We start from the raw sequence: 13,354 nt of genomic DNA, 5'->3' as shown, positions 1-13,354 counted from the left end.
CATGCCTAAAGCGTGGCCATGACCCAGCACGACCGCCTCCTGATCATCGATTTCGGCTCCCAGGTGACGCAGCTGATCGCGCGCCGCCTGCGCGAGCTCAACGTCTACTGCGAGATTCACCCCTACCAGAACGTCACCGACGCCTTCCTGGCCGAGTTCGCGCCGAAGGCGGTGATCTTCTCGGGCGGACCCGACAGCGTCACGCGCGAGGGCTCGCCCCGGCCGCCGCAGTCGGTCTACGAGCTTGGCGTGCCGATCCTCGGCATCTGCTATGGCCAGCAGGTCATGATGCAGGACCTTGGCGGCAAGGTGCTGGGCGGCGAAGGCACCTCGGAATTCGGCCGCGCCTGGGTGCAGCCCACCGAGGAGCGCATCGACCTGCTCAAGGGCTGGTTCCTCGAGGGCAGCCACCGCGAGCAGGTCTGGATGAGCCACGGCGACCACGTCGCCGAGCTGGCCCCCGGCTTCAAGCCCTACGGCACCTCGCCCGGCGCGCCCTTCGCGGTGACCGCCGACCTCGAGCGGCGCTTCTACGCGGTGCAGTTCCACCCCGAGGTGCACCACACGCCGAACGGCAAGACGCTGTACGAGAACTTCGTACGCGACGCGGGCTTTGCCGGCGACTGGACCATGGAGGCCTACCGCGACGAGGCGATCCGCCAGATCCGCGAACAGGTCGGCGACCGCAAGGTGATCTGCGGACTTTCGGGCGGGGTAGACAGCTCGGTCGCGGCGGTGCTGATCCACGAGGCCATCGGCGACCAGCTGACCTGCGTCTTCGTCGACCACGGGCTGCTGCGCCTCAACGAGGCCGAGGAGGTCACGACCCTCTTCCGCGACCACTACAACATTCCGCTGATCCACGCGGATGAATCCGATCTGTTCCTGGGCGAGCTCGAGGGCGTCTCGGACCCCGAGCAGAAGCGCAAGACCATCGGCCGGCTCTTCATCGACGTCTTCCAGAAGCATGCGAACGACATCGAGGGCGCGGAATTCCTCGCGCAGGGCACGCTCTACCCAGACGTGATCGAGAGCGTGTCGTTCTCGGGCGGCCCGTCGGTGACGATCAAGAGCCATCACAACGTGGGTGGCCTGCCCGAGAAGATGGGCCTGAAGCTGGTCGAGCCGCTGCGCGAGCTCTTCAAGGACGAGGTCCGCGCGCTGGGCCGCGAGCTGGGCCTGCCGGACAGCTTCATCGGCCGCCATCCCTTCCCGGGGCCGGGCCTTGCCATCCGCTGCCCGGGCGAGATCACCCGCGACAAGCTCGAGATCCTGCGCAAGGCGGATGCCGTCTACATCGACCAGATCCGCAAGCACGGGCTCTACGACGAGATCTGGCAGGCCTTCGCCGCGATCCTGCCGATGCGCACCGTGGGCGTCATGGGCGACGGGCGCACCTACGACTACGCGCTCGGCCTGCGCGCGGTCACCTCGGTCGACGGGATGACGGCGGATTACTACCCCTTCAGCCACGACTTCCTGGGCGAAACCTCGACCCGGATCATCAACGAGGTGAAGGGCATCAACCGCGTCTTCTACGACTGCACCTCGAAGCCGCCGGGCACCATCGAACTGGAGTGATGCGGGCGCGGTGACCCCGCGCCCTGCCCGCGTGGTGAGGAATTCCGCACTTTCGCAATGGCGGTTCTGCGCTATCCTGAAGTGCATTCAGGACTGCCATTCCGGGACCGCCCGCCAATGATACTGCTGCTCGCCATCGTCACGGTCGCCTGGCTGGCCACCGCCGCCTTCGCCTACAACATCGCGATCCAGACGCTCTGGCGCCTCGCCGCCCCGCCGCTGCGGCGCGGGCCGGGGGCGCCGGTCTCGTCGGGGGCGCCGGGCGCACGGATGCGGGCGCTGATCGAGATCTCGGGCCGGCTCGCCGCCGAGACCGAGCTGCGCGTCGCCAGCGCCGAGCGGCGGCTGCGCCATGCCAAGCGGCTGCGCGACGTCACCATCTGCATCGCGATCCTGCTGGAAGCGGCGCTAGCCTGGGCCGGATGGGCACCCGCGGGCGCCGCCGTGGCCGCCGCAGGGATGCTGGCCGCGGGCCTGCTTGGCATGGCCCTGGCGCGGGTCGAGCACTTCAGCGACCAGGTCCGGCGGCTGCGCGAGGCACTCGACGATCACGAGCGCGACGCATGGGTCTGGCGGCGGGAGTTCGAGCAGAGCCGCGCCGCACAGGCGGAGATGCCACAGCCAAGACAAGAACGCGCGCCCGCCTGACCACCGGGGGTTGCCGTTTGACCGACCGGGCCTCAATGTCGCGCTCCGAAAGGAGTGACGATGACCCGGATCCGCCTGCGCGGCACCCTGACATGCCCCCCAGAGGACGCGCCGACGCTGCGCGCCGCCCTGCCCGACCACATCCGCCTGACCCGCGCCGAGCCGGGCTGCCTGCGGTTCGATGTGACCGAAACCGTCCCCGGCACCTTCACCGTGGACGAGCTTTTCACCGACCGGGCCGCGCTTGACGCGCACCAGGTGCGCAACCGCGCCTCGGAGTGGTATCGGCTGACGGCCGGCTACCCCCGCGACTACGCGGTGGAGGAGGCATGAGCGCCGAATCCACCAGCACGCACACGCCCGCCAGCGAGACCATCAAGGCCTGTCTTTGGATGATCGGGGCCATCGTGTCCTTCTCGGCCATGGCGATCTCGGGCCGCGCGGTCAGCCTCGAGCTCGATACCTTCGAGATCATGCTCTACCGCTCGGTGCTGGGCTTCGGCATCGTCGTCGTCGCGATCAGCCTCGCCGGGCGCCGGCACGAGGTCACGACGCGGCGCTTCGGTCTGCAGATCGTGCGCAACTTCAGCCATTTCACCGGCCAGAACCTGTGGTTCTTCGCCATCGCCACCATCCCGCTGGCGCAGGTCTTCGCGGTCGAGTTCACCTCGCCGCTCTGGGCGATCCTGCTGTCGCCGCTGGTGCTGAGCGAGCGGCTGACGACCTCGCGGATGATCGCGGCGGCGGTGGGCTTTGCCGGCATCCTGATCGTGACGCGGCCCTCGCCCGCGACCTTCGAGATCGGCCAGCTCGCGGCGCTGGGGGCGGCACTGGGCTTTGCCGGTTCGGCGGTCTTCACGCGGCGGCTGACGCGGACCGAGAGCACGGTCTGCATCCTGTTCTGGCTGACCGCCATGCAGGCGGTCTTCGGGCTGGTCTGCGCGGGCATCGACGGGCAGATCGCGGTGCCCTCGCTCGAAAGCTGGCCCTTCGTGGTGGTCATCGCCTTTGCCGGGCTGGTGGCACACTACTGCCTGACCACGGCACTGTCTCTGGCGCCTGCGGCGGTGGTCATGCCGATCGACTTCGCGCGCCTGCCGGTGATCGCCCTGCTGGGCATGGCGATCTACGCCGAGGCGCTGGACCCTTGGGTGTTTCTTGGTGCAGCGGTGATTTTTGCCGCCAACTATTTCAACATTCTGAAAGAAACCCGCGGCGTCGCCGCGAAATCGTGACGTGACGTCGGCGGTAAAGGCTGACGTCCCGTCAAAGATTGTTCGGACAACGGCACTTGGCTACGCCTGAAGGCGGAGGAGAGACAAAGGGATGAGATCATCATGAAAACCGCCGTTACGGGGGGCGCGCTGGCCGTCCTCAGCGCCACCGGCCTGCAGGCCGGCGGCATCGAGCGCATGCCGCAATCCGCAATGATCCTGTACGAGACCGGGACGCACCTGGAGTTCTCGCTGGGCCGGGGGATCACCTCGGTGACCGGCGAGAACGGGCCGCTGTATCCGCCGCAGGACCTCGATGACGTCTCGGGCGACTTCTGGCTGCCCGCGATCGCCTTCAAGACCGACCTGACCGACAGGCTGGCGATGGCGGTGACCTACGACCGGCCCTTCGGCGCCGATGTCGCCTACGAGGACGGGAACATTCCCTTCGGCGGCACCACCGCCGACGCGGCGACCGACGCGCTGACCGCGCTGCTGAAATACCGCATCAACGACAACTTCAGCGCCTTTGGCGGCCTGCGCTACCAGAAGGCCCAGGGCGACATCCACCTGCGCGGCGCGGCCTACGGCCCGGTGAGCGGCTACGACATCTCGCTCGATACGGACTACGAGCTGGGCTACGTCGCGGGCGTCGCCTACGAGCGGCCCGACATCGCGCTGCGCGTGGCGCTGACCTACAACTCGGCCATCTCGCACGACATGGACACCACCGAGAGCGGCCCGCTGATCGATCCCGACGGCCCCGGCCCGCTGCCGGCGATGCCGCTGCTCAACGGCAGCTCGACCACCGAGGTGACGACGCCCGAAAGCTGGAACCTGGAGTTCCAGACGGGTATCGCGCAGGACACGCTGCTCTTCGGCTCGATCCGGCACGTCAAGCACAGCCAGTTCAAGGTCGACGCCGACCGGATCGTCGCGGTCACGGGCGCGGGTCTGATCGACCTCGATGACACGACGGCCTACAAGATCGGGCTCGGCCGGCAGCTCACCGACCGGTTCGCCGGCTCGGTCGCCGTCACCTACGAGCCGGGCGGCGACGAGCTGCTCTCGCCGCTCTCGCCCACCACGGGCTACACCCAGCTCACGGTTGGGGGCGCCTACGACGTGACCGAGAGCATGACCGTCTCGGGCGGGGTGAGCTACACCCGGCTCGGCGACGGCAAGCCCTTCACGGCACCGGGCATCGCCCAAGCCGAGTTCAGCGACAACTCGGCCGTCGGTTTCGGGCTCAAGGTGGCCATGAAGTTCTGAAGATTGCCGTTCCGGGCGGGGCGCCAGGCGCGCCCTGCCCGGTCGGGTTTGACGCGACCCTTCCGCCGGATTACGAGAGACTTCCGGACCAGCAGGGAATCTTGGCCAGATGCTTTACCAGACCGCCTCCGACTGGCGCGCCGCGACGCGCCGGCGCGTGCTTCTCTTCGCGATGTCCGGGCTCGGCAAGACGCATGTCTCCTCGATCCTGCGCGAGGATGCCGCCTGGTTTCACTACTCGATCGATTACCGCATCGGCACCCGTTACATGGGCGAATACATCGCCGACAACGCCAAGCGCGAGGCGATGAAGGTCCCCTTCCTGCGCGAGCTGCTGCTGACCGACTCGATCTTCATCGGCGCGAACATGAGCTTCGACAACCTCAAGCCGGTCTCGGCCTACCTGGGCAAGCCGGGCGACCCGTCGCGCGGCGGCCTGCCGATGGAGACCTACCAGCTGCGGCAGGACCAGTTCCGCCGCGCCGAGGAGAACGCGCTTCTGGACACCGGCTATTTCATCGACCGGGCCGAAGACCTCTACGGTTATCCCAACTTCGTCTGCGACACCGGCGGGTCGATCTGCGAATGGGTCGATGCCGAGGACCCCGAGGACCCGATCCTCTCCGAGCTGTCCTCGGTCGCGCTGATGATCTGGATCCGCGGCAGCGATGCCCATACCGAGGAGCTCGTGCGGCGTTTCGACAAGGCGCCCAAGCCCATGGCCTACCAGCCCGAGTTCCTTGCGGCGGCCTGGGCGGAATACCTCGAGACCGAGGGGCTGCGCGAGGAGGAGGTCGATCCCGACACCTTCATCCGCTGGACCTATTCCCGCGCGCTGGCGCACCGCCAGCCGCGCTACGCGGCGATGGCGCGGAACTGGGGCGTGACCGTCGACGCGAGCGACATGGCCAGCGTCCGCGACTCGCGCGATTTCGTCGACATCGTGGCCGCCTCGCTGCCGATGCGCTGAGCCGGCGCGCGCCGGCGGGCCAGGCGGGCCCTGCCGCAGGGTGACGACCCGCGGTCTGCCCGCAACCGCCCGGCCGCGCCGATCTGCAAAGCAGATGCCCCCGCGACAGAACTTTTTCCCCTCAAAGGGGCCCCGACCGGGACAGGGGTGGAAACCGTGACGATAATGATGGAAAAGAGACCCACCAAAGCTCCATATCTGAAAACGGACCCCGACGTCCTGTTCGCGCGCCCGCGGCACCGCCGCGGCCCTGTCTTGTCATGTCACGCGGCGCACCATATCTGACGGGTCCCCAGCAAGAGCCGACACATGCCGATCAAACTGCCCGCCGACCTGCCAGCATACGAGATTCTCAGCCGTGAAAACGTCATGGTGATGTCCGAGGATGCGGCCAACAGGCAGGACGTGCGTCCCCTCCGCATCGGGTTGCTGAACCTGATGCCGAAAAAGATCACCACCGAGACACAGTTCGCCCGACTGATCGGCCACACGCCGCTTCAGATCGAGTTCTCGCTCATCCGCATGACCGAGCACGCCACCAAGAACACGGCGGCCGAGCACATGGAGAGCTTCTATCGCCCCTTCGCCGAGGTCGAGGCCAGCGGCGAGCGGTTCGACGGTCTCATCATCACCGGCGCGCCCATCGAGCACCTGGAGTTCGAATCCGTCACCTACTGGGACGAACTCCGCCGGATCTTTGCCTGGACCCAGACTCACGTGCATTCGACCATGGGTGTCTGCTGGGGCGCGATGGCGATGATCAACCATTTCCACGGCGTCAAGAAGCACATGCTCGAGCGCAAGGCCTTCGGCTGCATCCGCCACCAGGTGCGCGACGTGCTCTCGCCCTACCTGCGGGGATTCTCGGACGCGATGGTGATGCCCGTCTCGCGCTGGACCGAGGTGCGCCGCAACGAGATCGAGGCCGCCGGCCTGCCGATCCTGATCGACAGCCCCGAGACCGGCCCCGCGCTGGTCGAGGATCCCTGTCACCGGGCGATCTACATCTTCAACCACCTCGAATACGACAGCGGCACCCTCAAGGAGGAGTACGACCGCGACGTCGAGAGCGGGAAGGAGATCAACGTCCCGGCGAACTACTACCCGGACGACGACCCGACGAAAACGCCGCAGAACCGGTGGCGATCGCAGGCGTTCCTTCTATATGGAAACTGGATCAACGAGATCTACCAGACCTCGCCCTTCGACCTGGACCTCGTCGGGATCGAGCAGATCGACTTCCGGACCTCCTACGGGATGTAAGACTTGATATATAACCTGCTGATCGCGCTCGCCTTTCTTGGATTGTCCAGCTGCGCGGTGACGCAGTGGAAGGCCACGCGCGAAACCACCGAGGCCGAGGCCGCCTATCCGCCATCGGGCGACTTCCTCGAGGTGGGTGGCCAGCGCCTGCACTACGTCGAGGCCGGCAGCGGGCCGCCGCTGGTGCTGATCCACGGCGCCTCGGGGAACCTGCGCGACTGGACCTTCGACGCGGTCGAGCGGCTGTCGGACGACTACCGCGTCATTGCCTTCGACCGCCCCGGGCTGGGCTACACCCCGCCGCTCGGCGACGACGGCGCCACGATCTTCGAGCAGGCCGAACTGCTGTCCGAGGGCGCCCGCCGGCTAGGCGCGGAACGGCCGTTGGTGCTGGGCCAGTCCTACGGCGGGGCCGTGGCGCTGGCCTGGGCTGTGAACCACCCCGACCGGATCTCGGCGCTGGTGCTGCTGGCCGCCGCCTCCCAGACCTGGGAGACGGACCTGCCGACCTACTACAAGATCACCTCCGGGCCGCTGGGACCGCTCGCGAACCCCGCGATCTCGGCCTGGGCGCCGGAGGGCGTGGTGCAGGATGCCATCGCCGAGATCTTCGCGCCGCAGCCCGTGCCCGAGGGCTATGCCACGCACATCGGCGCACCGCTCACGCTGCGGCCGGAATCGATCCGTGCGAACGCCCTGCAACGCGCGGGCCTGAAAGAGGAAATCCGCGCCATGGTGCCGCGCTACGGCGACATCGACGTGCCGGTCGAGATCCTGCACGGCAGCGCCGATACAACGGTCGGGCTTCAGATCCACTCGGTGCCGCTGGACGAGCAGATCCGCGACGCGCGGCTGACCGTCCTGCCCGGCGTGGGCCACATGCCGCAGCACGTCGCCATCCCCGAGGTGGACGCCGCGATCGACCGGGCCGCGCGCCGCGCGGGTTTGCGTTAAGCCCCTTAACATCCCATAGTGCCGCGACACTCAACGCGACGGGACCACGCCCTTGACCCTTCCCTTCGACGGCGCGATCAGCACCTTCTTCGAGCACGACGCCCCCGATGACATCCGCAAGACCCTCAAGCGCGCCGACAAGGACGAGATCCTGTCGCACAGCTATCCCTATTCCGAGGAGCTGAAGAAGAAGCGCTACGAGAAGGACATCGAGGCGCTGCAGATCGAGCTGGTCAAGATGCAGGCCTGGGCCAAGGAGACCGGCGCGCGCATCGCCTGCATCTTCGAGGGCCGCGACGCCGCCGGAAAGGGCGGCACGATCAAGCGGTTCCGCGAGAACCTGAACCCGCGCGGCGCGCGGGTGGTGGCCCTGGGCACGCCCTCGGACACCGAGAAGACGCAGTGGTATTTCCAGCGCTACATCGACCACCTGCCCGCGGGCGGCGAGATCGTCTTCTACGACCGCTCCTGGTACAACCGGGGCGTGGTCGAGCATGTCTTCGGCTTCTGCACCGAGGCGCAGCGCGAGCACTTCTTCGCCCAGGTGCCCGAGTTCGAGCGCATGCTCGTCGACGAGGGCATCCTGCTCTTCAAGTTCTGGCTCAACGTCGGTCGGGCCGAGCAGCTGAGGCGCTTTCTCAAGCGCGAGACGGACCCGCTCAAGCAGTGGAAGCTGAGCCGCATCGACGTCGAGGGGCTGCACCGCTGGGAGGCCTACAGCGCGGCCATCCGCGAGACGCTGGCGCGCAGCCACACGCCCGAGGCGCCCTGGACGGTCATCCGCTCGGACGACAAGAAGCGCGCGCGGCTCGCCGCGATCCGCCACGTGCTGAACGGCATCGACTACACCGGCAAGTCCGAGAAGGTCGTGGGCACGCCCGATCCGGAGATCTCCGGTGGCCCCGAGATCTGGGATGCGTAAACGCGGCTATCACCACGGCAACCTGCGGCAGGCCCTGGTCGACGCGGCGCTCAAGCTGATCGAGGAAAAGGGCCCGATGGGGTTCACCCTGTCGGAGGCGGCCAAGCAGGCGGGCGTGACCCCGGCGGCCGTCTACCGCCATTTCGCGGGGCGCGAGGACCTCATCGCCGAGGCGGCGCGGCAGGGCTACGAGATCTTCGCCGACCTCATGCAATACGCCTACGACAGCGGCCAGCCTTCCGCGATGGCGGCCTTCGCGGCGACCGGCCGTGCCTATCTCGCCTTCGCGCGCAAGCATCCCGGCCACTATATCGCGATGTTCGAGAGCGGCATCTCGGTCAACCATTCGCCCGAGCTCGCCGCCGTTTCGGCGCGGGCGCGCGGCGTGCAGGAGCAGGCCGCGGCGGACCTGTCGCAGCACATCGCACCGGAAAAGCGCCCTCCGGCCTCCATGGTCTCGGCCCACATCTGGGCGATGTCGCACGGGGTGGTCGAGCTTTACGCCCGCAACTCGCCGGGCACACGCTCGCCTTTCCCGCCCGAGGACCTGCTGGAAACCGGCATCGGCATCTACCTGCGCGGGCTGGGCCTCATCGCACCCGACAGCTGAGCCCGATCCCGGCACCGGTGCTGGAAACCGCCCCGAGGGTCCCGGACGGCGCGCCGGGGACTTCCGCCGGGCGCCGAAACCTGCCAGACACTGAAGACAGGCAGCTGCGCGACCCAGATCCCATGACCGAAAAGACCTTTCTGCTATGTCCCGGTGCCGCCAAGTCTGGCACCACGTGGATCCGCCACTACCTGGGCGAGTCGCCGGGCACCGACATGGGGCGGCTGGGCGAGATGCAGGTCTGGGACGCGATCACCCTGCCCGCGAACGCGCGTTACCGGATCGCGCCCTCGGCACTTCTCCGGCTGGAATACGCGCTGGCACGGCCGCTGCGCCTGCCGATCCGCGGCAACATGCTGCGCTGGGAGATGCAGACGCATCCCGACCGCTACTTCGATTATTTCCGCAAGCTGCTGCGCCGGCCCGGCGTGCACCTGACAGGCGACGTCTCGCCGGGCTATGCCGGGCTCTCGGCCGAGACCTTCGCGCGGTTGCGGGACACCTTCGGCCGGGACGGCATCCGCACGCGCGCCGTCTTTACCATGCGCGATCCGATCGAGCGGGCCTGGTCGGCGCTCAAGATGGACCGGCGAAAGGGGCGGCTCCCGGAGAGCCAGAGCGACGCGGAGGCCTTTGTCGCGCGCTTCGGAGGCGAAGGACCGGGCGATGTGCCCTATGCCGACACGCTGGAGACACTCGAGGCTGTTTTCCCGGAAAATGACCTCTTCGCAACGCTTTACGAGACGCTCTTCACGTCCGAGACGATCACCGCCTTCTCGGGTTTCGCAGGCGTGCCCGCCCGCCCCGCGGCCGGCGGCGCGCGCGTCAACGCGGCGGGCGACCGGGCCGCGCTGCCCGAAGACCTGGCGCGCCGGGTCTTTCCCCATTTCGAAAGCGACTACGCCGCGGTCACGGCCCGTTTTCCCGAAGCGCGCCAGCTCTGGCCGCACGCCCGGCTCCTGGGCTGAGCCGCAACGAAAAGAGGCCGCCCGGGCGGGCGGCCTCTGGATCCTTGCGGATCGCGAGGGATCAGCGCTTCGAGAACTGGAAGCTGCGGCGTGCCTTGCGACGGCCGAACTTCTTGCGCTCGACCACGCGGCTGTCGCGGGTCAGGAAGCCTGCGGCCTTGAGCGCGCCGCGCAGCGAGGGATCGTAGAGTTGCAGCGCGCGGCTGATGCCGTGCTTGACCGCACCGGCCTGGCCCGAGAGGCCGCCGCCCTTGACGGTGGCATAGACGTCGAACTGGTCTTCGACACCGGCCACGTGGAACGGCTGGCGCAGGATCATCTGCAGCACCGGACGGGCGAAGTAGGTGTTCATCTCCTTGCCGTTCACGGTGACCTTGCCCGAGCCGGGCTTGATCCACACGCGGGCGGTCGCGTCCTTGCGGCGGCCGGTGGCATAGGAGCGGCCCAGCTCGTCGCGGACGGGCTCGCGCGGGGTTTCCTCGGCCTCGGTGCCGGCAACCATGTCGTCGGTGACGGCCTTCGCGAGGTCGTCGAGGGAATTCACTTGTTCGGCCATGATTACACCCGGGTGTTCTTCTTGTTCATCGTCTTGACGTCCAGCACTTCGGGCGATTGCGCCTCGTGCGGATGCTCGGCGCCGGCGTAGATGCGCAGGTTGGTCATCTGCTGGCGCGCCAGGCGGTTGCCCGGAAGCATGCGCTTGACGGCCTGGAAGACCACGCGCTCAGGGTGTGCGCCCTCGAGGATCTGCTCCTTGGTGCGCGACTTGATCCCGCCGGGGTGGCCGGTGTGCCAGTAGAAGTGCTCGTCACGCTTCTTGCCGGTCAGCTGGACCTTGTCGGCGTTGATGACGATGACGTTGTCGCCCATGTCCATGTGGGGGGTGAAGGACGGCTTGTGCTTGCCGCGCAGACGCGTGGCGACGATCGAGGCGAGACGGCCGAGAACGATGCCCTCGGCATCGATCACGATCCATTTCTTGTCGATGTCTGCCGGAGTCGCAGAATAGGTTTTCATCGTGGGTTGCCCTTGTGAGTCTGAAAGGCCCCCGCAGAGGGGGCCGCATTCCGATGGGCGGGTTATAAGCATCGCGGCGTTTCAGTCAAGACGCGGAACCGGAGATTAATCAAGCAATATCAATGGCCTGAAATTACGGTAACTATATACCCCAATGTCAGACCAGAATCTGCTCCGGCGGCTCGTCGAGCAGGTCGCGCAAACGGCCGAGCGCGCCCTCGAACTCGGCGAGCGGGATCTGCAGGTTGATACCCAGCCGCACCCGCCGGGGGCACGACATGGTCGCGCGGCGCGAACTCCTCGGCCGCGCGGATGTACACGCCCTGGGCCTCGGCGGCGCGGCAGAAGGCGGCCGGGCGCCAGCCCGCGGGCAGGCGCATCCAGGCAAAGCCCGCGTCCTCGTGCCAGCGCAGCTCGTGGACGCCGAGGACATTGACCGTCGCGCGGACGTATTCCGCGTTGCGCTCCCGCACGGCGGCGGCGACGTCGCGCGTCTCGGGGCGCGACAGCAGGTCGGCCGCGATCTGCGCGAGCGGCTGGGCCAGCTTGCCCGCGCCGTATTCCGCGACCCGCCGCAGCTCGCCGCGCCGGGTCATGGGCGCCACGGCGAAACCGATGCGCAGGCCCGGGCTGAGGATCTTGGAGATCGACGAGACGAACCACCCCTGCTCGGGCAGCAGTGCGCGGTAGGTCTCGCTGCGGGTATCGCCGAGGCGGGTGCAGTCGTCTTCGAGCACCTGGAAGCCCTGCGCGCGGGCGACGTCGGCGATCTCGCGCCGACGCTCGGTCGGCGTGACGACGGTGGTGGGATTGTGCAGCGCGGGCGAGGTGCAGAGCATCTGCGCCTCGTGCCGGCGCGCGAGGTCGGCCAGCGCGTCGGGGCGCAGGCCCTGCTCGTCCATCGGCACGGGCACGACCTCGGCGCGCAGGATCTCGGCCGCGCGGCGGAAGCCCGGGTAGCAGAGCTCCTCGACCAGCACGACGGGCCGGCGCCCGGTCAGCACCGCCTGCATCACCAGCGAGATCGCGCTCTGCCCGCCGTGGGCCATGACGATATCCTCGTGCCCGAAATTGCCCATGGGCACGCTTTCGAGCCAGTGCACCACCGCTTCGCGCGCGGGTCGGAAGGTCTCGCGGCTGGGATAGTCGAGCAGCCCCGGCTGAGGCGCCGTGGCGAGCCGGGCGAAGGCCTGCTGGATCAGCGCGAGTTGGCCGCAGTCCGGCAACCGGCCGGTGAAGAGGTTGACCACCGGCGCGCCCTCGGGCGTGCGGTCGGCCAGTGTCCGGGTCTCGAGCAGCGGTGCGGGCGGCGGCGGGGGCGCCGTGTCGCGCACGAAGGTGCCGCGCCCCACCTCGGCCTCGAGCAGGCCCTCGTCGGTGAGGATCGTGTAGGCCCGCGACACGGTGCCCGGCGTCATGGCCAGGTGCCAGCCCAGCTCGCGCACCGGCGGCAGACGGGTGCCCGGCGGCAGCCCGCCCTCGGAGATGCCTTCGCGCAGCGCGTCAGCCAGGCCGCGGTACTTGGGCCCGTTGGCCTGCGCGGCGAAGAGCGCCGATATTGTATCGGTTACAATGTTTCCCTCGACGGACATACCAACACAATGTACCAAATATCGCATGCGATCAAGATAATTGTGTCGATACAATCCAGAAGGAGACCACACCATGGCACAGACCGCCCACGCCCCGCATCTCGCCTATCTCGGCACGCAGCATCCGCTGCCGCTGACGGCCGATATCGCGCTGCGTCTCGCGGTGGTGCTGGCCAGGTGGTCCGAGCGCAGCCGAACCCGGCGCGCCCTGGTGAAGCTCGACGATCATCTCCTGCGCGACGTCGGGCTGGAACGCGACGCGGCGCTCAAGGAGGCACGCAGGATGTTCTGGCAGGGCTGATCCCCGGACCTGCCGGAGTTCTGGGGCGCGGGGTTTCCCGCG

15 protein-coding genes are annotated in these 13,354 nt (G+C 68.1%); 12 read left to right on the top strand and 3 right to left on the bottom strand.

Annotated elements, in window-relative coordinates; all coding sequences use genetic code 11:
* Positions 1-18 precede the first annotated feature (18 nt).
* From guaA to SALMUC_RS24100, 11 genes are all read left to right on the top strand, one after another.
* Entirely contained in the window at positions 19-1,581 is a 1,563-nt protein-coding gene (guaA, locus tag SALMUC_RS24150; RefSeq protein WP_020041580.1) for a glutamine-hydrolyzing GMP synthase, read from the top strand.
* 117 nt (positions 1,582-1,698) lie between these two features.
* Positions 1,699-2,229, top strand: a complete 531-nt coding sequence (locus SALMUC_RS24145; RefSeq protein ID WP_020041579.1) for a hypothetical protein — start codon at positions 1,699-1,701, stop codon at positions 2,227-2,229.
* Positions 2,230-2,289: 60 nt separating this feature from the next.
* Positions 2,290-2,562: a putative quinol monooxygenase gene (locus tag SALMUC_RS24140; protein WP_020041578.1), complete on the top strand. Its 273-nt coding sequence runs from the start codon at positions 2,290-2,292 to the stop codon at positions 2,560-2,562.
* On the top strand, positions 2,559-3,464 hold the full coding sequence (locus tag SALMUC_RS24135; protein WP_020041577.1) for a DMT family transporter: 906 nt from the start codon (positions 2,559-2,561) through the stop codon (positions 3,462-3,464). The genes SALMUC_RS24140 and SALMUC_RS24135 overlap by 4 nt, the downstream gene beginning before the upstream one ends.
* Positions 3,465-3,566: 102 nt before the next feature.
* On the top strand, positions 3,567-4,715 hold the full coding sequence (locus SALMUC_RS24130; protein WP_020041576.1) for an OmpP1/FadL family transporter: 1,149 nt from the start codon (positions 3,567-3,569) through the stop codon (positions 4,713-4,715).
* 109 nt (positions 4,716-4,824) lie between these two features.
* Positions 4,825-5,685, top strand: a complete 861-nt coding sequence (locus SALMUC_RS24125; protein ID WP_020041575.1) for a hypothetical protein — start codon at positions 4,825-4,827, stop codon at positions 5,683-5,685.
* Between the two features lie 309 nt (positions 5,686-5,994).
* Positions 5,995-6,948, top strand: a complete 954-nt coding sequence (locus tag SALMUC_RS24120; RefSeq protein ID WP_020041574.1) for a homoserine O-succinyltransferase — start codon at positions 5,995-5,997, stop codon at positions 6,946-6,948.
* A gap of 3 nt (positions 6,949-6,951) precedes the next feature.
* Positions 6,952-7,902 carry an alpha/beta fold hydrolase gene (locus SALMUC_RS24115; protein ID WP_020041573.1) on the top strand — a complete coding sequence of 317 codons (951 nt, stop codon included), beginning with the start codon at positions 6,952-6,954 and terminating at the stop codon, positions 7,900-7,902.
* Positions 7,903-7,954: 52 nt separating this feature from the next.
* A complete protein-coding gene (gene ppk2, locus SALMUC_RS24110) occupies positions 7,955-8,824 on the top strand; it encodes a polyphosphate kinase 2 (RefSeq protein ID WP_020041572.1) in 870 nt (289 codons plus the stop codon).
* Entirely contained in the window at positions 8,817-9,434 is a 618-nt protein-coding gene (locus SALMUC_RS24105) for a TetR/AcrR family transcriptional regulator (RefSeq protein WP_020041571.1), read from the top strand. Before ppk2 ends, SALMUC_RS24105 begins: the two co-directional genes overlap by 8 nt.
* 122 nt (positions 9,435-9,556) lie before the next feature.
* Positions 9,557-10,402, top strand: a complete 846-nt coding sequence (locus SALMUC_RS24100) for a sulfotransferase family protein (protein ID WP_020041570.1) — start codon at positions 9,557-9,559, stop codon at positions 10,400-10,402.
* Positions 10,403-10,463: 61 nt separating this feature from the next.
* On the opposite strand, the gene rpsI is transcribed toward SALMUC_RS24100, so the two are convergent.
* The 3 genes from rpsI to SALMUC_RS24085 form a co-directional block, all read right to left on the bottom strand.
* Positions 10,464-10,958, bottom strand: a complete 495-nt coding sequence (rpsI, locus tag SALMUC_RS24095; protein WP_020041569.1) for a 30S ribosomal protein S9 — start codon at positions 10,956-10,958, stop codon at positions 10,464-10,466.
* A gap of 2 nt (positions 10,959-10,960) precedes the next feature.
* Positions 10,961-11,419, bottom strand: a complete 459-nt coding sequence (rplM, locus tag SALMUC_RS24090; RefSeq protein ID WP_020041568.1) for a 50S ribosomal protein L13 — start codon at positions 11,417-11,419, stop codon at positions 10,961-10,963.
* Positions 11,420-11,538: 119 nt separating this feature from the next.
* Positions 11,539-13,011 carry an aminotransferase-like domain-containing protein gene (locus tag SALMUC_RS24085; RefSeq protein ID WP_342663055.1) on the bottom strand — a complete coding sequence of 491 codons (1,473 nt, stop codon included), beginning with the start codon at positions 13,009-13,011 and terminating at the stop codon, positions 11,539-11,541.
* A gap of 73 nt (positions 13,012-13,084) precedes the next feature.
* Here SALMUC_RS24085 and SALMUC_RS24080 point away from each other — a divergent pair, with 73 nt between their 5' ends.
* Positions 13,085-13,312 (top strand): DUF1127 domain-containing protein, encoded by a 228-nt coding sequence (locus SALMUC_RS24080; RefSeq protein WP_020041567.1) that lies wholly within the window; start codon positions 13,085-13,087, stop codon positions 13,310-13,312.
* The last annotated feature ends 42 nt before the right edge of the window (positions 13,313-13,354 follow it).

The organism is Salipiger mucosus DSM 16094, assembly GCF_000442255.1.
Lineage (GTDB): Bacteria > Pseudomonadota > Alphaproteobacteria > Rhodobacterales > Rhodobacteraceae > Salipiger > Salipiger mucosus.
The sequence above is the reverse complement of the archived record's forward strand: the minus strand, read 5'-3'. Positions and strand labels throughout refer to the sequence as shown.